Source organism: Allorhizocola rhizosphaerae, from assembly GCF_003426775.1.
Lineage (GTDB): Bacteria > Actinomycetota > Actinomycetes > Mycobacteriales > Micromonosporaceae > Allorhizocola > Allorhizocola rhizosphaerae.
This window is the reverse complement of the sequence record NZ_QJUG01000085.1, coordinates 14,902-32,836: the sequence shown is the minus strand read 5'-3', so window position 1 is coordinate 32,836 and position 17,935 is coordinate 14,902. Positions and strand designations below refer to the sequence as shown.

The following is a 17,935-nucleotide window of genomic DNA, read 5'->3' as shown; positions in this document are numbered from 1 at the left end:
GGTGCTTGTGTGCTTGGGGGAGATGGCGTGGCGCGTGTGTGTGGGGTGGGTTGGCGGATGGGGGTGGTGGGTTGAGGGTGGTGCTTGTGTGCCTGGGGGAGAAGGTGTGGGGTGTGCGTTGGCGGATGGAGGTGGGGTGGCGTGATCGGTGGAGATGGTGGGTGAATGGCTGCGGGTCAGTGTGAGTGGGGCAGGGTGGGCTTGAGCTCGCGTGCTACATAGTGGATCAGCTCCGCCGGATCGGTGTCGTCCTCTGCGGGCTGCAGCACGAGCGAGTCGGCGCCCGCTTCGGCGTAGCGCTTGAGGTCGTCGAGATTGTGGGCCGCGTGCACGTACACGATGAGGCGCCCTTTGGTTATCGCACGCATCCGCCGCACCTCTTCGACAGGGGTGCCCGCGACGAGGATCACGCCGTCTGCGGCTTCGGCGACCAGTTTGAGCGAGCGTGGGCCCTCCGCGCCCGCATAGATCGGGGTTGGCCCGGTCGGCGGCCAGTCGAGTTTGACCCGGTCGAGGTTGACGTAGCGTCCGTTCGTGGTGACCTCCTCGCCGCGCAGCAAGGCCCGCAACGCTTCGAGGTATTCGCGCAGGAGCGTGAGCGGCGACTCGACCCGCGCCCCGACCTGGCCCATCCAGGCTTGCACACCATGCCCCACACCCACATCGACCCGCCCCGGGAACAAGCGATGCAGCGTGGCGACCTCCATCGCGGTCAGCGCCACATTACGCAGCGGCACCGGCAGCAGGCCGACGCCGACTCGCAAACGTGAGCTCCAAGCCAGCGCAGCGGCGGCCGTGGCGATGCCGCTCTCCAGGAAGCAATCCTCCCACAGCCACAACTCCTCAAGCCCCGTCTCGTCGGCCGCGAGCACGGCATCGCGCAGGAGCTCGGGCGGATTCTGCGGGCGGAAAACCACACCAAGCGTCGTCGTCATGAGCCTATTCTTACCGGGCATGACGCTCGAACTCATTGAGGGAGACATCACGGTCCAGCACGTGGACGTGATGGTGAACGCCGCGAACTCGTCGTTGCTCGGCGGTGGCGGTGTGGATGGGGCGATCCACCGCAAGGGTTGGCCGCGCATCCTGGCCGAATGCCGCGCGCTGCGCGCCTCGCAGTACGGCCGTGGCCTGCGGACCGGCGAGGCCGTGGCGACGACGGCGGGAGATCTGCCGGCGGGCTGGGTGGTGCACACTGTCGGGCCGGTGTGGAGCCCGGCCGAGGACCGCTCCGCGCTGCTGCGCTCGTCCTCTTTGGACGCGAGGCGTACACGATTGCTTCAAGGGTGTGACCTTCAGCCGCGCGACTCCGCCCTCTTCTCGATCATCGAGGCTGAGTTGTCCGAGTGCCGGACGAGACTCCACCAACGGCTGGTCTCGTCCTTGCCGGATCGAGGGGAGCGGGGTTAGGTTCACAACGATATGAATATTGGGAGGCACCGATGCCGAACACATCCCTCACCATTCGTTGTGCCACAATGGGTTTGCTCCTGACTGCCTGCACCCCGATCGGGCCGGGCGAGACGAACCCGTCCACGACCGTCGACAACCGCCCGGCGCGCGAGGGCGGCACGCTGCGCGTGGCCCTGTCGGCCGAGCCGGACCGGCTCGACCCGACGGTGGCGCGCACGCTGGTCGGACGCACCGTGTTCAACGCCATCTGCGAGAAACTGTACGACGTCGACAGCAAGCTGACCATCGTGCCGCAGCTCGCCTCCGCCCTGCCCGAGTTTTCGGCCGACGGTCTGACCATCACCATCAAGCTGCGCGCCGGCGTCAAGTTCGCCGACGGCACCCCGATGGACGCGACCGCCGTGAAGACGTCGCTCGACCGGCACCGCACCCTGCCCGGCTCGGCCCGCACGAGCGAGCTGACCAGCGTGGACAGTGTGCAGGTGGTCGACTCGGCGACCATCGCCATCAAGATGAAGACCCCGTTCGCCCCGCTGACCGCAGTGCTGGCGGATCGGGCGGGCATGGTCATGTCACCCGCCGCGCTTACCGCTCAGGGGGAGAATTTTGGTACCAGTCCGGTCTGCGTGGGGCCGTTCAAGTTCGGGTCGCGGATCGCGCAGGACCGGATCGAGGTCGTGAAGGATCCGCAATACTACGACGCCTCGAAGGTGCACCTGGCCGGTGTGACGTACAAAATCATCGCGGACGCGAACACCCGCTTCAACAACCTGCGGTCGGGCGACGTTGACGTGCTCGACGGGGTGGCCGCGACCGATGTGGACGCGTTGAAGTCGACGAGCGGACTAAGCCTCATCGCGTCCGATTCGCTTGGATACCAAGGGATAACAATCAACCTGGGCAATGTCGACGGGGTCGGGAAGGCACCCAAGCCGTTGAGTGCTCCGTATGCGAGTCCACTTGCGACGGACAAGCGGGTGCGTCAGGCTTTCGAGCTTTCGCTCAATCGCGAGGCGATCAACCAGGTCGTGTTCCGTGGGCAGTTCACCCCGGCGTGCGGGCCGATCAGCGCGGCCAGCCCGTTCTCTTCCGATGCCGCGCAGGCGTGCCCGAAGCACGATCCCAATGCGGCCAAGGCATTGCTCGCACAGGCGGGCCTGAGCCTGCCGGTCAAGGTGAGCGTGGTGATCGGCAATACGCCCGACGCGCGCCGGCTGGGCGAGGCGATCCAGGCGCAGGCCAAGGAGGGCGGATTCGAGCTGGAGCTGCAGCCGGTGGAGTTCGCCGCCTCGCTGACGCAGACCGACGCCGGCCGCTACCAGACGTTCCAGATTGGATGGTCGGGCCGGGTCGATCCGGACGGCAACATTGCCAATTTTGTACGCACCAATGGTTCGCAGAACATCAGCGGCTACAGCAATCTGGCGGTCGACGCGCTGCTCGATGAGGCGCGCCGAACGCCCGACACGGCGAAGCGGCGCGACCTGTACGGGCAGGTGATCACCAAGCTCCACGACGACGTGCCGCTCATTTATCTCTACCGGCAAAAGAATCTCACCGGCGCATCCTCCAAAGTGGTCGGTGTGCAGGTGTACGGCGACGGACTGCTGCGCTTCGCGACGGCAGGGTTCGCAGCGTGAGTCGCTACGTCCTCCGGCGCGTTGTTGAGTCGGCGGTCACGCTGATCCTCGCGACGATCGTCGTGTTCGCGGGGATCCGGGCGCTGCCGGGCGATCCTGCGCGCACGCTGGCCGGCGAGGAGAGCGATCCGGCGACGCTCGCGGCCATCCGCGCCACATACGGCCTGGACGAACCGTTGCCGGTGCAATACCTGCGCTACGTGCAGAAGGCGGCGACCGGTGATCTCGGCCGGTCGCCGCGCACGGGCCTGCCCGTGGCCGAGTCCATCGGGCATGCGCTTCCCGTCACGCTCCAGCTTGCCGTGTTCGCCATCGCGATCGCGGTCCTGATGGGAATCGGCACGGGTGTGGTGGCGGCCGTGCGCAGGCGCAGGCCCGCCGAGTGGGGCGCCAATGCCATTGCGCTGCTCGGGCTTTCCGTGCCGAACTTCTGGTTTGGACAGATGGCGATCCTCGCGCTGGCGATCGCCTATCCATTGCTGCCCGCCTCCGGGTTCGTGTCGGTGTTCGAGGACCCGGTCGAGTCGTTCAGGCACCTGCTCATGCCCGCGACCGTGCTCGGCACCGGGCTCGCGGCCATCATCATGCGGCAGACCCGCTCGGCGATGCTCGACGCGCTGACCGCCGACTATGTGCGCACCGCCCGCGCCAAGGGGCTGTCGAGCGCTCAGGTCGTCCTCGGGCACGCGCTGCGCAACAGCCTCATTGTCGTCATCACGGTGGTCGGGCTGCAGCTGGGCGCGCTGATCTCGGGTGCGGTCGTGACCGAGCAGCTGTTCGTGCTGCCCGGGTTTGGCAAGTTGACCATCGATGCGGTGTTCACCCGCGACTATCCGATGATTCAGGGCGTCGTGCTCGTGACGGCCACCGCATACATCGTCATCAACCTCGTGGTCGATCTGCTGTATTCGGTGATCGATCCGCGGATCAGGGTCGGTGGGCCGGCGTTATGACGGTTCGGAGAATATTGCGCAACCCGCTCGCGATGCTGGGGTTGGTGGTCGTGTTCGTGGCGACGGTGGCGGCGCTGCTGGCCGAGTTTGTGGCGCCGTTTCCGTTCGATCAGGTGAACTTCTCCGAGCCGCTGCGGCCTCCATCCGGTACCCACATATTTGGCACGGATAGCATCGGGCGGGATCAGCTTTCCCGGGCGATCTTTGGGCTACGGGCGTCGGTCACCGTTGGGCTGCTTTCGGTTGCGCTGTCGCTCGCCGTCGGTGTCCCATTAGGACTGTTGGCGGGATTCTACGGGTTTCTCGACCCACTGGTTTCGCGGTTGACCGATACGGCGCTGGCGTTCCCGTTCCTGGTGCTCGCGGTCGGGCTGGCCGCGATCCTCGGTCCATCGCTGAGCACTGCGGTGATCGCCATTGGGATCGCGCAGATTCCGGCCGTCGTGCGAGTGATGCGCAGCGAGACGCTTCGCTTGCGGGGCATGGACTTCGTGGCTGCGGCGGTGGCCGGAGGGGCCGGAGATGCCACGGTTTTGCTGCGGCACATCCTGCCCAATGCGGTGAGCGCGCTGATTGTGCAGGCGACCGTTGCCATTCCGGGCGCCATCATCGGTGAGGCGGTGCTTTCGTTTCTGGGCCTGGGGGTTCGGCCGCCGACGCCGTCGCTCGGGGTGATGCTCGCGGACGCGCAGACGTTTGTGCGCGACGGCCCCTGGATGGCCGTGTTTCCCGGCTTGACCATTGTGGTGCTCACGCTGGCGCTCAACCTTTTGGGTGACGGGTTGCGCGACGCGCTCGATCCTAGGGAGAGCCGGCGATGAGTCTGCTTGAGGTTCAAGATTTGACGGTACGGTTTCGGACCGAGGAAGGTCCCGTGCTCGCGGTGGACGAGGCGTCGTTCTCCGTGGCGACGCGTGAAGTCGTTGCGCTGGTGGGAGAGTCGGGGTGCGGCAAGAGTGTGACGGCCCTCGCACTCACGGATCTGTTGCCCCGTAACGCTTCCGTCGCGGGTGCCATTCAGCTCAACGGAGTTCGGCCATCGCCCAGAGCACGGGGGAGGGATATTGCCTACATCTTTCAGGAGCCGATGACCTCGCTCAATCCGGTGCTCACGGTCGGGCGTCAGATCGGCGAGGTGCTCAAGCGGCACCAGGGCGCGTCGTCGCGAGCCCGCATCATCGAGCTGTTGGAGTTGGTCGGGATTCCCTTGCCGGGCAGGCGGATCGGGGAATACCCGCATCAGCTGTCCGGCGGCATGCGGCAGCGCGTGATGATAGCCATGGCCGTGGCGTGCCGGCCGAAGCTGCTCGTGGCCGACGAGCCGACAACCGCGCTCGACGTGACGGTGCAGGCCGGGATTTTGGACGTGCTGCGCAACCTGCGCGACGAGATCGGGACCGCGCTGCTGCTCATCACGCACGATCTAGGCGTCGTCGCCGACATCGCCGACCGCGTGGTGGTCATGTATGCGGGCCGGGTCATCGAGCAGGCGGGCGTCCACCGGCTGTTCGCGCACCCGACACACCCGTACACGCGGGGGTTGCTCGATGCGGTGCCCACACCCGGCAGACCGGTTTTGAAGGAGATTCCCGGAAGGGTACCGGTCATGCGCGCGACCTCGGACGCGTGCACGTTCGCCGACCGGTGCTGGCGGGTCACCGAGCAGTGCCGATCGGTGCGGCCGGTGCTGGAGCCGGGGCCGGCGGGGCATCCGGCGCGGTGCTGGCATCCCTTGGGAGGCAAGGAATGAGCGTGCTGGAGGTGGTTGAGCTCGTCAAGCACTTCGGGCCGGTACGCGCGGTCGATGGGGTGAGCCTACACATCGACAAGGGTGAGGTGCTGGGACTGGTGGGCGAATCGGGCAGCGGCAAGACCACGCTCGGCCGGTGCGTGACCCGGTTGGTGCCGGTGACGAGCGGCCAGGTTTGGGTCAACGGCAACGACATCGCGCACCTGTCGCGGCGGCGGTTGCGCCCGTTGCGGCGGGACTTCAACATCGTGTTCCAGGATCCGTCGTCCTCTTTGGACCCTCGGATGCGGGTGGGCGACATCATCGCCGAGCCGTTGCGACTGCACCGGATCGGCGACCGTTCGACGCGGCGGGCACGGGTCGCGGAGCTGCTCGGCCAGGTCGGGTTGCAGGCCGAGATGGCGCGGTGGTACCCGCACGAGCTGTCCGGCGGGCAGCGGCAGCGGGTCAGCGTGGCCAGAGCGCTGTCGGCTGCGCCGTCACTGCTCGTGGCCGACGAGCCGACGTCCGCATTGGACGTTTCCGTGCAGGCGTCGGTGTTGAACCTGATCGGGCGGTTGCAGGCTGAGCTCGGGTTCGCCTGCCTGTTCGTGACGCACGACCTGGCGGCGGTGGAGTTCCTGGCGCAGCGAGTCGCGGTCATGTACCTGGGCGTGCTGGTGGAGGTGGCCACGCGGGACGAGTTGTTCGCCGGGCCGCGCCATCCGTACACGCAGGCGCTGCTGTCGGCCGCGCCACTGCCCGATCCGGTGGCGCAGCGGTCACGACAGCGGATCGTGCTGTCGGGGGAGGTGCCCAGCCCGGTCGATCCGCCGCCCGGATGCCGCTTCCACCCTCGCTGCCCGGTGGCGATCGACCGGTGCGCGGTGGAGGTCCCGGCGCTACGCCCGGTGGGCCCGTCCGGCGCGCTGACCGCGTGCCATCTGGTCGCCGATGATGGAAGTGCGCCGCGCTTGGCGGCATAGGGAGCCACGCTTTCGGATTGCTGCCCGAACGTGGCGCAGCGCGGGGTTTGGCGGCCAGCACAGCGAGCAGAGCAAGGGCACGGGATGGATCCGCTCGGGTCAAGCCGCAACCACGGCAGGCGGTCGACTCCGGTCTCGATCCCTGACAGCGCAGCGTAGCGTAAGCCACAACCACGGCAGGCAGTCGACTCCGTTCTCGATCCCCGACAGCGCAGCGTAGCGTAAGCCGTTGAGGCGAAGTTCGCCATCGCTGACGAACCCGTCGCTCGCGATGAGGGCGCTGACGATCGTTGCCCGGGTGAGCGGAGCGGCCCGGTGACGTGGCAGCGGTGCAGCAGCCAATGGATCACGCTCGCCCGCACTTCGCCGCCCGCCAGGTCGACCCGCTCGCCGGGCTGAAACCCGTCCAGCATCCGCCGTTTTGGCATCGGCGAGATCGACGGGAATCGTGCTCCAATTGTCTGCCCGGCGTCAAGGCCCCTGGGCCGCTGCCGCGCCCTCCTCGCCCCCGTTAGCGGCAGCCCCCCGAAGAGGGCGCGGCAGCGATGGGTCCAGCCTTCCCGGCCAGGGCACGAATTCGACAGATATCTATCACACTTCCGACACCTCAAGCCGAATGAATCAGGTCCTCCCGTGGCAGGCGACCGCCTCAGCTCGATGCGTGGGCGGCGTACCGTCAAATGCGCGAGGTGCTGCCGGAGGGAGTCGGCTTGATGGACGCGGCGATCGGCGAGGCGAAGCAGGCTGCCCGCGAGCGGGTTTTGGGCACTCCTGGATCAGGCAGGCGCGGCGCTCGCGCCGGGCGCGCACGGCCGCATCCCAACTTCGTCGGCGCTGAGCGTGCCGCCCAGCGCCTCGCCGAGCTTGACGTCTGGCAGCCTTGACAAGAGGTGTCGGTCGATGGTTCTGTGAACGTTCACAGGGGCGGATGCCGGGCCTGATGTGTCTGTGAGCGACACATCACGAGGGCATCGTGAACTGCAGGGAAGTTCCCGCTGACGGTCGGGCTATACGCTGTTGGCCACGGGCGCAAACCAGCCGGCACTGTATAACCTGGTAATCACGGGTGCGCTGCTGTCCATCATCCCGCTCATCGCGTTGTTCCTGACGATGCAGCGGTACTGGCGCACCGACCTGTCCGGCGGGTCTTTGAAGGGTTAGTGGTGTGACGAGGGCTAGGCGACGACCGACGATCCACGATGTGGCGCGGGCCTCGGGGGTTTCCCGGGGCACCGTCTCCCGCGCGCTCAACGGCGACCCCTACGTGAGCACGGCCGCGCGGGCGGCCGTGCAGCGTGCCGTGGTCGAGACGGGATACGTGGTCAATCGCAACGCGCGCAGCCTGGTCACGCAGCGCACAGGCACGGTTGTCATGGTGCTGTGCGAACCGCAGGAGAAACTGTTCGAGGATCCCAGCTTCAACCTGCTGATGCGGGTCGCCACGCGACGGTTGGCGACTAAGGACGTGGCGCTCGTGATGATGGTGGCCGGCGATGACGGCGACCGCGAGCGGGTCGTGCGCTATCTGCGCGGCGGGCACGCCGACGGGGTGCTGCTGCTGTCCACGCACGCGGGCGATCCGCTCGTCGGGGCGCTCGAATCGCTGGCGCTTCCGGCCGTCGCGTGCGGGGCCGTGCTCGGGCGTGAGGGCGTGATTCCATACGCGGCGGCCGACGACCGGGAGGGTGCCCGGCAGATGACGCGGTACTTGGTCGAGCAGGGGCGGCGCAAGATCGCCACGATCACCGGGCCGCTGGACACGCCCGGCGGGCTCAACCGGCTCGAAGGGTTCTGCGACGTGCTCGGGCGCAAGGCGACCAAGAAGCTCATCGCGCAAGGGGATTACACGCGCCACGGTGGCTACGCCGCCATGCTTGAGCTGTTGAAGCGAGCTCCCGACCTGGACGGCGTGTTCGTCGGGTCCGACCTGATGGCCGCGGGCGCGCTGGCCGCGCTTCGCGAGCAGGGCCGTCGCGTGCCCGAGGATGTCGCTGTGGGCGGGTTCGACGACTCGGCCGTCGCGGCGTCCACCCACCCTCTACTTACGACAGTGCGCCAGCCGTTGGAGCGGGTGGCCCAGGAGACCGTGCGCATGCTGCTGGAGCTCATCGACGGCGGCGAGCGGCCCGAGTCCGTGGTGCTGCCCACGGAGCTCGTCATTCGTGAGTCGGCCTGACCCTGCCGCGCGGTTTCAGGGGTGTCGTGGGCAGGGGCGGGGCGGGGATGATGCCGCCCGCGTAGCCTCCGGTGACGGGTGCGAACGAGCCCGACTCCCACAACTGTCTGAAGTGGACGATCTCGTCGTGTGAGCGGCCGACGAAGTTCCACCACATCACGATCTCTTCGTCGAACGGTTCGCCGCCCAGCAACAGCACCCGGCTCGGCCGGCGCGCCATGATGCGCAGATCGGCGCGGCCGCGCCCGAGGTACAGCAGCGGGCCGGGCCGCAGGGTCACCAGGCCCACCTCGACCTCGCCGGACATCACCAGCACGGCGTGCTCGAAGTCCTTGCGCAGAGGGATCGTGGCCGCGGTTTCGACGGCTATCTCCGCGCCGACGAGTGGGCTGAACGTGCGTGCGGGCGACGCCGCGCCGTCGATTGAGCCCATGATGACGGTGGTCGTGGCGCCCGGAGCGTCGATCACCGGAAGGTCGGCGTGGTGCGCGAAGTCGGGATCGACGGCTGCGCTCTCCCGGGGCAGCGCGACCCATAGCTGCACCCCCTGAAGCACATCGCCATGCGAAGGCGGGGACAGCTCGGCATGCGCGATGCCCTGGCCCGAGGTCATCAGGTTGAGCTGGCCGGGCCGGATGAGCTGGTTGCTGCCCAGGCTGTCGTGGTGCCGGACCTCGCCGGCGAGCAGCCAGCTCACGGTCTGCAGACCGGTGTGCGGGTGCGCCGCGACCTGCATGCCCGGTTTGCCCGCAATGTCGGTCGGCCCGTAGGCGTCGAGGAAACACCAGGCGCCCACCATGCGGCGATCCTTGTTGGGCAGCGTGCGGGTGACGGTCGTGCCGTCGCGGGTGCCGAGCACCACCTCGCGCTCGTGCAACAGCTCGAACGTCTGGTCGGCCACCGCATCGCCACCGCAGAGCTCCTCGGCCGGAGCGGTCTCGACGTTACTCATGCCTCAACTGTAAGGACTCCGGCACCCCTCGGACGACCGTTGGCCAGATCGGCGAGCGCCTGATCGCCCCGGTCGAGCGAGTGCGGGAATCCGCGGCCGGGGCCGGTGGCAAACTCGGCGAACCCGCCGTCGGCATCCCAGCCCGTGTAACGCGAGTCAGGTCTTCGGTTGCGCGTCCACATTAGACAATCCGGCCGTGGGTATGCCGGAGTCACGCGAAAAACGGTTGTCCCACCACGATTCTCCAGCCTAACCTGAGTCCGCCTGAGCTCGCCAAGTTGGGAGGTGATCCGAGTGACGGGAGTGTTGGTGCTCAACGCAGACCTGGGGCCGTTGCACCGGGTCACCGTTCGGCATGCCATCCGGATGTTGCTGCGCGAGGTCGCGGTTGTCCATGAGGCCGAGGGGGATCGGCTCATCGGCATCTACCCGATTCCGCGCGTGGTGCGGCTGGTGACCTATGTCGTGACCCGCTGGCGGCACAACCGCGGGCCGACGTGGACCCGGGCGGGTGTGCTGGCGCGTGACGGGCATCGCTGCGCCTACTGCGGGGGCAAGGCCACGACCGTCGACCACGTGCTGCCAAGCTCGCGGGGTGGCACCAACACGTGGGCCAACACGGTCGCGGCGTGTTACGTGTGCAATCAGCGCAAGGGCGACCGCACGCCGGCCGAGGCCCGCATGCCGCTCCTTGTGCGCCCCACCACACCAACCTGGGCGGCACTCGCGCGTCGTTGACGCGGCCCGGTTTCGTCGCACCTTTCGGCTAGGGTTCCAGCGTGATCACCGTTGCGGATGTGCGGCGCGTTGCGCTGGCCCTGCCGAGGGCCTATGAGGTGCTGGTGCGCGACCAGATCAAGTTCCGGGTCGGGCAGATCGTGTTCCTGTCGCTGTCGCCCGACGAGACGGTGATGGGGTTCGGCTTCCCCAAGGGGGAGCGGGCCGCCCTCGTCGCGGGCGAGCCGGACAAGTTCATGCTCCCCGGCCAGTCCGACATGAGATACAACTGGGTCCACGTCCGGCTGGCCGCCATCGATCTCGACGAGCTGCGTGAGCTCATCATCGAGTCGTGGCGGATGTGCGTGCCGAAAAAGGTTGCGGCGTCGCGCATTCCGATGGACCTGGCGGCCTATCGCGAGCGCGTGCGCAGCGAGCCGTGCTTCATCTGCGGCATCGTCGCAGGGCATGACTCGCACGAGGTCTTCTACGACGACGGGGCGCACATTGCGTTTCTAAGCAAATATCCGACCGTGCCCGGCTACGCGCTCGTGGCCCCGCGCTCACACATCGAGCACGCGGTGGCCGGCTTCGATCTGGAGGCCTATCTGGCGATCCAGGCGGTGATCCACCGGGTGGCGCGGGCGGTCGAGGCGGTCGTGCCAAGCGAGCGCACCTATGTCCTCTCGCTGGGCAGCAAGCAGGGCAACGCGCATGTCCATTGGCACGTCGTGCCGTGCCCGCGCGGCCTGCCGCTGGAGCAGCAGCAGTTCCCCGTGCTGATGGCCGAGCACGGTGTGCTGCCGTGGACGCGGGCGCAGGCCTACGCCCTCGCCGAAAAGCTTCGGGCGCAGCTGCCCTCGACCGGTTCCAGAACGACCATGTCGCAATCGATGTAGATAAACCGCTCAAACGACCCGATCTTCAGGACACGTCGCGCTTGCGGGCGATCATCGTGCCGATGGTGCCGAACACGATGCCGTAGCCGACGAGCACAAGCGCGCCGACCCACCAGTCGGGGCTCTGCGGGTAGACCTTTTCAGGTGAAACCATGATTTGTGAGGCCATGGAGGGCCAGATCACCATCGAGCTGAGGATCCACTGCTTCTTTATCCAAAAGGCGTAGATCAGGCCGTAAACCAGGATGATGGCGTAGCTGCCGACGACGTAAAGCACCGAGCCGGTGATGACCGCGCCGATCTGGTTGCGGATGAGCACGCCGAGGGCGACGCCGAGGATGCCCCACAGGCCGAACGCAAGCCCGTTCATGAGGACCGCGCGGATGACCGTCCAATCGCCGAGCTGTGGATCGTATCCCTCGGAGAAAAAGAACAGAATGCCCAGGACGCCGTTGAACACCGTCGTCACCAGCCAGTAGAAACCGGCGAAGCTGATGGCGGTGATGAGCTTGGCGACGATCACCTTGGTGCGCTTGGGCGTGGCGAGGAACGTCGCGGTCGCGGTCTGGTGATGGTATTCGTTGGTGACCACGATCGCGCCGAGCAGCATCACGAACAGGATGCCGAGGAACTGGCCGGAGGTGTAGATCTGCGCGGCCGTGTTGGCCAGGATCGGCCCGAGGTCGTGCGTGCGGATCCACTCCTCCTTCTCCTTCGGCGACAACTCCTCGGGCACGGCGAACATGATGCGCGCCTCGTCGATCTGCGAGCTGCCCACGTTGATCCAGATGATCGCCATGATGGCCGCGGACAGCAGCACGCCGATCGTGAACACCAGCCAGACGTTGGTGGTGCGCACCTTCATGAGCTCGCTGCGGATGAGCCGGATCATCGTGGGGCCGCCTTTGCTGAAGTGAGCTCGCTGCGGATGAGTCGGATCATCGGGCCGCCACCCTTTTCAAAGTCATCGGATCGCCGCCCGGCCCGCGGTCAGCTCGAGGAACACGTCTTCCAGGTCGGGCCGCTCGGCGACCAGCTCGTGCAGCTCGACGCCGGCGCGCAACGCGGCAGCGCCGACGGCGGGTGCGCTGATGCCGGTGACCATCAGCAGGCCCGACGGGTCGGACTGCGCGGTCACCTCGGAGCCCAACTCGGCCAGCAACTTCTCGGGGTGCGGCGTGCGCACCCGCACCCGCTCGCCCACCGCCCTGCCGCTGACCATGCCGGCCACCTCTCCGTGCCCCGCCAAACGCCCGTCGGCGATGATGACCACGTCGTCGGCGAGCAGCTCCATTTCGGACAGTAGGTGGCTGGACACGAGGATGGTGCGCCCCTCGCTCGCCAGCGCCCGCAGCAGGTCGCGCATCCAGCGGATGCCCTCGGGGTCGAGCCCGTTGGCCGGCTCGTCGAGGATCAGCACGCGCGGGTCGCCGAGCATCGCGGCCGCGATGCCCAGGCGCTGCCGCATGCCCAAGGAATAGCCCCGGAACTTTCGCTTGGCCGCCGAGCGCAGCCCGGTCAGCTCCAGCACCTCGTCGGCGCGGGACAGCGGGAACCCGGCCGCCGCGCAGATCACCCGCAGGTGGTTGCGCGCGGTGCGGCCGCGATGCGCGCTCGACGCCTCCAGGATCGCGCCCACCTCACGCAGCGGCTCGCGCAGGTCGCAGTAGCGCCGGCCCCCGATGGTCGCCGTGCCCGCGGTCGGCGTGACGAGGTTGAGGATCATGCGCAGCGTCGTGGTCTTGCCCGCGCCGTTGGGCCCAAGAAATCCCGTCACGCGGCCGGGCTGGACGGTGAACGACAGGTCGTCGACCGCCCTGACCTCGCCATAAACCTTGGTCAGCCCGGAGACTACGATCTGCCCGTCCAACATGGGGACACCATAGCGGGTACCTACGACAAACGAGGGGCAACAATGGATGAGCGGCTGGTACGCGCGAAGGACTGGTACGAAAGGGCCGTGTTCGGCGGCGAGGACGGCGCCGTGGCCAACGGCCACTCCGAATTGGACAGTGTGGAGGCTGATCTCGCCCTGGCCCGCGGGCGCCTCGTGCACGCCCAGTTCCTGGCCGACCGCAAGCCATACCAGCCCGGCCGGTTCGAGCGCGCGGTCGAGCTGTACTCCGGCCTGGGCGACACCCGCGGCGAGGCGGAGGCCCTGTTCTGGCTCGGCACCTATCACCAGGTTGTGCACGGTGACCACGACACCGCGCTCCCGCACCTGCAGCGCGCACGCGACCTGGCCCTGGCCGTCGACGACAAACTGACCCTCTCTTATGTGGTACGGCATATCGGCTTCGCCGAGATGGCGGCCGGCAACCCCGACACGGCCCGCGAGCTGCTGGAGCAGTCGGTCGCATTGCGCCGTGAGGTGGGCTTCCAGCCGGGTGTGGCCGCCGGGCTGCTCTCGCTCGCCTTCCACGCCCACGAGACGGGCGACCACGCCGCCGCCGAGTCCCTGTTCGACGAGGCCATGGCAACCGCGCAAGCGGTCGGCGCCCGCGGCATCATCAACTGGATCGAGTCGGCGCGCGCCGAACTGAGCGCCTAGCCAACGTTCACCCGGAGCCGTCACGTAATGGCTCTTGTGAATGGGAGCGCTTCCATGTGAGACTGGTGGCACTCGCGACTGGGAGTCGTAGCGCAACACGCCGACGGGTGGACTCTGGGCAGAGGCGTCGCCTGTCACTACTCAAGTCCCTTTGCCGTTGCGTGCTTTTCGCCAAGCCGCAACGGGTACCCGCGAGGAGTTTTCGTGGTTTTTAAAAGACGCATCGCTATGGCGCTATCCGGACTACTGGTGGTCGCGGGTGTCGCCGTATCGGCGGGTCCGGCGCATGCCGCGGTCGCCTGTGAAGTGATCTACACCCCCAACCGATGGAACGAGAGTCCCACCAGCGGTGGCTTCACGACCAACATCACCGTCCGCAATCTCGGTGACCCCTGGGCCGGCTGGACCCTCACCTTCGCTCTCCCGAGTGGACAGACGCTGAACCCGCCCGGCTGGTCGGCGACTTTCTCACAATCCGGGCAGAACGTGACGGCCGTTCCGCTGAGCTGGAACCGTAACATCGGCACGGGTGGATCGACGCAGATCGGCTTCCAAGGCCGCTGGTCCGGCACCTTCTCCAACCCCACATCCTTCGCCGTCAACGGCGTCACGTGCGGCGGCGTCAACCCGCCCCCGACCGTGAGCATCACGAGCCCCGCCAACAACACCCGCTACACGGCACCCGCGTCGTTCACCATCAACGCGACGGCGACCGACACGGCGCCCGGCACGGTGTCCAAAGTGGAGTTCTACCGCGACGGCATGCTGCTCGGCGAGGACACGGGAGCGCCGTACCAGTGGCCGGTGACGGCCTTGCCCGTCGGCACATATGTGTTCCAGGCCAAGGCGATCGACAACGGCGGCGCATCCAACACGGCCAACGTGACGGTCATCGTGGAGCAGTCGCCGAACCCCGGCATCGTGGCCTCGAGCACCATGCTCACCGTGCCTGAGGGCGGCAACACACCGCTCGGACTGCGGCTGTCGGCCGCGCCGTCGGCCAACGTCACGGTCTCGCTGTCCCGTTCGGGTGACTCCGACATCACGGTCGCACCGCCGACCCTGACGTTCACCCCGTCCAACTGGCAGACCGTGCAGAACGCCACGGTCTCGGCCGCCGAGGACGCCGACACCACAGCCGGCTCGGCCACGATCACCGCCGCGGCCACCGGCTACACCAGCGCAGTCGTCACGGCCACCGAGTCCGAGAACGACGGAAACGTGTACGTGCAACGGTTCCTGGACCAGTACAACAAGATCAAGGCGCCTGCCAACGGGTACTTCTCGCCCGAGGGCGTGCCTTACCACTCGATCGAGACGCTGATCGTCGAGGCGCCCGACCACGGGCACGAGACCACCAGCGAGGCGTTCAGCTACTGGCTGTGGCTTGAGGCCTACTACGGCCGGTACAGCCAGGACTGGACGCGCTTCAACCAGGCGTGGACCGTGATGGAGCAGTACATCATCCCGTCCGCGCAGGACCAGCCGACAGCGGGTGCCGCGGGCACCCCGCAGTACGCGGCGGAGCACATGCTGCCGTCGTCGTACCCGTCGCTGCTGGAGCCCAACGTGCCCGTCGGTTCCGACCCGCTCAGGAGTGAGCTGCAGAGCACCTACGGCACCGGAAGCATCTATGGCATGCACTGGCTGCTCGACGTGGACAACGTCTACGGCTTCGGCCGGTGTGGCAATGGGACCACACGCCCTGCCTACATCAATACCTTCCAGAGGGGCCCGCAGGAGTCGGTGTGGGAGACTGTTCCGCAGCCGTCCTGCGACAATCTCAACTTCGGCGGGCCCAACGGCTACCTCGACCTGTTCACCCGCGAGTCCAACGGAACGCCTGCGGCGCAATGGAAGTACACCAACGCGCCGGACGCTGACGCCCGTGCCGTGCAGGCCGCATACTGGGCGCTGCAGTGGGCGACCGCGCAGGGCCGGCAGTCGCAGATCTCGTCGACCATTTCCAAGGCCGCGAAGATGGGCGACTACCTGCGCTACGCGATGTTCGACAAGTACTTCAAGCGCATTGGCAACTGTGTGGGCCCGATGACCTGCCCGGCGGGCACCGGTCGCGACTCCGCGCACTACCTGATGTCTTGGTACTACGCGTGGGGTGGCGGTCTGAACGCACAATGGTCCTGGCGGATCGGATCCAGCTTCAACCATTTCGGGTACCAGAATCCGATGGCAGCCTATGCGCTGACTCAGGTGCCCTCGCTGCGGCCGCAGTCCCCGACCGCAGTACAGGACTGGACCAACAGTTTCAACCGGCAGCTCGAGTTCTACACCTGGCTGCAGTCCGCTGAGGGCGGCATCGCCGGTGGCGCGACCAACAGCTGGGAGGGTGACTACGGTCAGCCGCCCGCGGGCACGCCCACGTTCTACGGCATGTTCTACGATGTGAAGCCGGTCTACCACGACCCGCCGTCGAACCGCTGGTTCGGCATGCAGGTCTGGTCGATGCAGCGCATCGCGGAGCTGTACCAGCAGACGGGCAACGCCACCGCCAAGGCACTGCTGGACAAGTGGGTGCCCTGGGCGATCGCCAACACGACGGCCAACGCCACCACGTTCGCCATCCCGAACGAGCTGGAGTGGACCGGCGCCCCCAACACGTGGAACCCGTCCAGCCCGCAGCCCAACACCAACCTGCACGTGCAGGTGACCAGCACCGGCCAGGACGTCGGCGTTGCCGCGGCACTGGCACGCACGCTGCTGTTCTACGCGGCTCGCGCCAACAACGCGGCCGCGAAGAACACGGGCAAGGCCATCATCGACGCGCTGTTCGCGCGCGCCGAGTCGAAGGGCGTGTCCACATTGGAGACCCGCGAGGACTACCGCCGCTTCGACGACGTGTACAACTCGTCGACGGGCGACGGCCTCTACGTCCCGCCAGGCTGGACCGGTGAAATGCCCAACGGCGACGTCATCCAGTCCGGCAAGTCCTTCCTGGACATCCGGTCGTTCTACCGGTCCGACCCGGACTTCCAGAAGATCCAGAATTACCTGAACGGCGGCCCGGCGCCGACGTTCACCTACCACCGCTTCTGGGCGCAGTCCGACGTGGCCATGGCCTTCGCCGACTTCGCCTACCTGTTCCCCAACGGGTAACAGGTAACGGGTAAACCGCACGCGGTACACCCGCTCCCAAAACCGGTGGGCCGCCTCCTGCCTGCGGAGGCGGCCCACCCCCTGTCTACAGCGGGCGGGCCTTCGCACTAGTCGCCAGCGGGCCGCCATTTCGTCGCCGCGCGAGCGGCGGCCTGGCCGCACACCAATGCCAGGCCTATGGACAGCAACAGCATCATCGCGGTGGTCGTCGCCAGCAGCTGTGCACATCTGGCATCAGCAGGAGCCCGTCGGCGTGCCGGGCAGTTTCTTCCAGCCCCCGCGTCGACCGTCTCAGCCGCCGTGTTGGCGCCGGCGGACACGGTCGGTAGTTTGGGTTCATGCTGATCATCGCCGGAACGCTCCATGTAGACGATGACGATCGGGATCGCTATCTGGAGGCGGTAGCCGATGTGGCCCGGTGGGCCCGTGCGGCGCCGGGGTGTCTGGATTTCGTGCAGGCGGCCGACCCGATCGAATCAGGGCGCATCAACGTTTTCGAGCGGTGGGAGTCCGATGAGGACATGCACCGCTTCCGCACCTCCGGCGGCCCGGAGCTCGACGTGCCGCCCATTCTCTCCGCCGACGTGCACAAATATCGCATCGCCGCCATCGAGGAGCCGTAGGCGTTTCCTGGCCCGAGCCGCACCCGGTGGAGCGCGCTGCAGGCGCTGGGCGCGGTCGGGATCGCGTGGCTGGGCATCCGCCGTCTGACGCAAAGTGAGGGCCCGCGTCAGGCCAAAGGCGACCGCCGCGTTAGGCGGAGCCAGGGTCGCTCGGGGCAGAAGTGAGGCCCACGCCGCCGAAG

At 67.5% G+C, this 17,935-nt stretch carries 19 protein-coding genes; 14 read left to right on the top strand and 5 right to left on the bottom strand.

All coding sequences use genetic code 11. The features are described 5' to 3' along the window. Positions 1–176: 176 nt before the first annotated feature. A complete protein-coding gene (locus DM816_RS19625; RefSeq protein WP_117211733.1) occupies positions 177–935 on the bottom strand; it encodes an LLM class flavin-dependent oxidoreductase in 759 nt (252 codons plus the stop codon). A 19-nt stretch (positions 936–954) separates the two neighbouring features. Between DM816_RS19625 and DM816_RS19620 the strand changes: the two genes are divergently transcribed. The 9 genes from DM816_RS19620 (at position 955) to DM816_RS19580 (ending at position 8,897) form a co-directional block, all read left to right on the top strand. Continuing rightward, positions 955–1,410, top strand: coding sequence for a macro domain-containing protein (locus DM816_RS19620; protein WP_117211739.1), 456 nt, complete (start codon positions 955–957; stop codon positions 1,408–1,410). Between the two features lie 68 nt (positions 1,411–1,478). Beyond that, positions 1,479–3,053: an ABC transporter substrate-binding protein gene (locus DM816_RS19615; RefSeq protein WP_211588772.1), complete on the top strand. Its 1,575-nt coding sequence runs from the start codon at positions 1,479–1,481 to the stop codon at positions 3,051–3,053. Then, the gene (locus tag DM816_RS19610; protein WP_117211731.1) at positions 3,050–4,006 is read left to right on the top strand and encodes an ABC transporter permease; all 957 of its coding nucleotides are present in this window, start codon (positions 3,050–3,052) and stop codon (positions 4,004–4,006) included. The genes DM816_RS19615 and DM816_RS19610 overlap by 4 nt, the downstream gene beginning before the upstream one ends. Continuing rightward, positions 4,003–4,827: an ABC transporter permease gene (locus tag DM816_RS19605; RefSeq protein ID WP_117211730.1), complete on the top strand. Its 825-nt coding sequence runs from the start codon at positions 4,003–4,005 to the stop codon at positions 4,825–4,827. The genes DM816_RS19610 and DM816_RS19605 overlap by 4 nt, the downstream gene beginning before the upstream one ends. Next, positions 4,824–5,756 (top strand): ABC transporter ATP-binding protein, encoded by a 933-nt coding sequence (locus DM816_RS19600; protein WP_117211728.1) that lies wholly within the window; start codon positions 4,824–4,826, stop codon positions 5,754–5,756. The genes DM816_RS19605 and DM816_RS19600 overlap by 4 nt, the downstream gene beginning before the upstream one ends. After that, complete coding sequence (locus DM816_RS19595; protein ID WP_117211726.1) at positions 5,753–6,721, top strand: ABC transporter ATP-binding protein; 969 nt, start codon at positions 5,753–5,755, stop codon at positions 6,719–6,721. Before DM816_RS19600 ends, DM816_RS19595 begins: the two co-directional genes overlap by 4 nt. Before the next feature lie 680 nt (positions 6,722–7,401). Continuing rightward, positions 7,402–7,605: a hypothetical protein gene (locus DM816_RS19590; protein WP_117211724.1), complete on the top strand. Its 204-nt coding sequence runs from the start codon at positions 7,402–7,404 to the stop codon at positions 7,603–7,605. A 133-nt stretch (positions 7,606–7,738) separates the two neighbouring features. Next, positions 7,739–7,882, top strand: coding sequence for a hypothetical protein (locus DM816_RS19585; RefSeq protein ID WP_211588771.1), 144 nt, complete (start codon positions 7,739–7,741; stop codon positions 7,880–7,882). A gap of 4 nt (positions 7,883–7,886) precedes the next feature. Further along, positions 7,887–8,897 (top strand): LacI family DNA-binding transcriptional regulator, encoded by a 1,011-nt coding sequence (locus DM816_RS19580; RefSeq protein WP_211588770.1) that lies wholly within the window; start codon positions 7,887–7,889, stop codon positions 8,895–8,897. On the opposite strand, the gene DM816_RS19575 is transcribed toward DM816_RS19580, so the two are convergent. After that, positions 8,878–9,849, bottom strand: coding sequence for a pirin family protein (locus DM816_RS19575; RefSeq protein WP_117211720.1), 972 nt, complete (start codon positions 9,847–9,849; stop codon positions 8,878–8,880). The genes DM816_RS19580 and DM816_RS19575 overlap by 20 nt on opposite strands. Then, the gene (locus DM816_RS42740; RefSeq protein WP_162907638.1) at positions 9,846–10,031 is read right to left on the bottom strand and encodes a hypothetical protein; all 186 of its coding nucleotides are present in this window, start codon (positions 10,029–10,031) and stop codon (positions 9,846–9,848) included. The genes DM816_RS19575 and DM816_RS42740 overlap by 4 nt, the downstream gene beginning before the upstream one ends. Before the next feature lie 112 nt (positions 10,032–10,143). Here DM816_RS42740 and DM816_RS19570 point away from each other — a divergent pair, with 112 nt between their 5' ends. Together DM816_RS19570 and DM816_RS19565 are read left to right on the top strand one after the other, a co-directional pair. Further along, positions 10,144–10,587 (top strand): HNH endonuclease, encoded by a 444-nt coding sequence (locus DM816_RS19570; RefSeq protein ID WP_117211719.1) that lies wholly within the window; start codon positions 10,144–10,146, stop codon positions 10,585–10,587. 41 nt (positions 10,588–10,628) lie between these two features. Continuing rightward, a complete protein-coding gene (locus DM816_RS19565; RefSeq protein WP_117211717.1) occupies positions 10,629–11,465 on the top strand; it encodes an MmcQ/YjbR family DNA-binding protein in 837 nt (278 codons plus the stop codon). Positions 11,466–11,490: 25 nt separating this feature from the next. Here the strand turns inward: DM816_RS19565 and DM816_RS19560 are convergent, their stop codons facing one another. Together DM816_RS19560 and DM816_RS19555 are read right to left on the bottom strand one after the other, a co-directional pair. Continuing rightward, a complete protein-coding gene (locus DM816_RS19560) occupies positions 11,491–12,357 on the bottom strand; it encodes an ABC transporter permease (protein ID WP_117211715.1) in 867 nt (288 codons plus the stop codon). 72 nt (positions 12,358–12,429) lie between these two features. Continuing rightward, positions 12,430–13,338, bottom strand: a complete 909-nt coding sequence (locus tag DM816_RS19555; protein ID WP_117211713.1) for an ABC transporter ATP-binding protein — start codon at positions 13,336–13,338, stop codon at positions 12,430–12,432. 42 nt (positions 13,339–13,380) lie between these two features. Here DM816_RS19555 and DM816_RS19550 point away from each other — a divergent pair, with 42 nt between their 5' ends. From DM816_RS19550 to DM816_RS19540, 3 genes are all read left to right on the top strand, one after another. Then, on the top strand, positions 13,381–14,016 hold the full coding sequence (locus DM816_RS19550) for a tetratricopeptide repeat protein (protein ID WP_117211711.1): 636 nt from the start codon (positions 13,381–13,383) through the stop codon (positions 14,014–14,016). A gap of 228 nt (positions 14,017–14,244) precedes the next feature. Beyond that, positions 14,245–17,130, top strand: coding sequence for a glycoside hydrolase family 48 protein (locus DM816_RS19545; RefSeq protein ID WP_117211709.1), 2,886 nt, complete (start codon positions 14,245–14,247; stop codon positions 17,128–17,130). Positions 17,131–17,468: 338 nt separating this feature from the next. After that, positions 17,469–17,753, top strand: a complete 285-nt coding sequence (locus tag DM816_RS19540) for a putative quinol monooxygenase (protein ID WP_117211707.1) — start codon at positions 17,469–17,471, stop codon at positions 17,751–17,753. Positions 17,754–17,935: the final 182 nt, after the last annotated feature.

What these genes read in the sequence shown, in the direction of transcription:
- DM816_RS19605 (WP_117211730.1), top strand. Translation starts at nt 4,003, where the DNA reads ATGACGGTTCGGAGAATATTGCGCAACCCGCTCGCGATGCTGGGGTTG.
- DM816_RS19560 (WP_117211715.1), bottom strand. Translation starts at nt 12,357, where the DNA reads ATGATCCGGCTCATCCGCAGCGAGCTCATGAAGGTGCGCACCACCAAC.
- DM816_RS19625 (WP_117211733.1), bottom strand. Translation starts at nt 935, where the DNA reads ATGACGACGACGCTTGGTGTGGTTTTCCGCCCGCAGAATCCGCCCGAG.
- DM816_RS19590 (WP_117211724.1), top strand. Translation starts at nt 7,402, where the DNA reads ATGCGCGAGGTGCTGCCGGAGGGAGTCGGCTTGATGGACGCGGCGATC.
- DM816_RS19575 (WP_117211720.1), bottom strand. Translation starts at nt 9,849, where the DNA reads ATGAGTAACGTCGAGACCGCTCCGGCCGAGGAGCTCTGCGGTGGCGAT.
- DM816_RS19615 (WP_211588772.1), top strand. Translation starts at nt 1,479, where the DNA reads ATGGGTTTGCTCCTGACTGCCTGCACCCCGATCGGGCCGGGCGAGACG.
- DM816_RS19545 (WP_117211709.1), top strand. Translation starts at nt 14,245, where the DNA reads ATGGCGCTATCCGGACTACTGGTGGTCGCGGGTGTCGCCGTATCGGCG.
- DM816_RS19550 (WP_117211711.1), top strand. Translation starts at nt 13,381, where the DNA reads ATGGATGAGCGGCTGGTACGCGCGAAGGACTGGTACGAAAGGGCCGTG.
- DM816_RS19555 (WP_117211713.1), bottom strand. Translation starts at nt 13,338, where the DNA reads ATGTTGGACGGGCAGATCGTAGTCTCCGGGCTGACCAAGGTTTATGGC.
- DM816_RS19595 (WP_117211726.1), top strand. Translation starts at nt 5,753, where the DNA reads ATGAGCGTGCTGGAGGTGGTTGAGCTCGTCAAGCACTTCGGGCCGGTA.
- DM816_RS19620 (WP_117211739.1), top strand. Translation starts at nt 955, where the DNA reads ATGACGCTCGAACTCATTGAGGGAGACATCACGGTCCAGCACGTGGAC.
- DM816_RS19600 (WP_117211728.1), top strand. Translation starts at nt 4,824, where the DNA reads ATGAGTCTGCTTGAGGTTCAAGATTTGACGGTACGGTTTCGGACCGAG.
- DM816_RS19540 (WP_117211707.1), top strand. Translation starts at nt 17,469, where the DNA reads ATGCTGATCATCGCCGGAACGCTCCATGTAGACGATGACGATCGGGAT.
- DM816_RS42740 (WP_162907638.1), bottom strand. Translation starts at nt 10,031, where the DNA reads ATGTGGACGCGCAACCGAAGACCTGACTCGCGTTACACGGGCTGGGAT.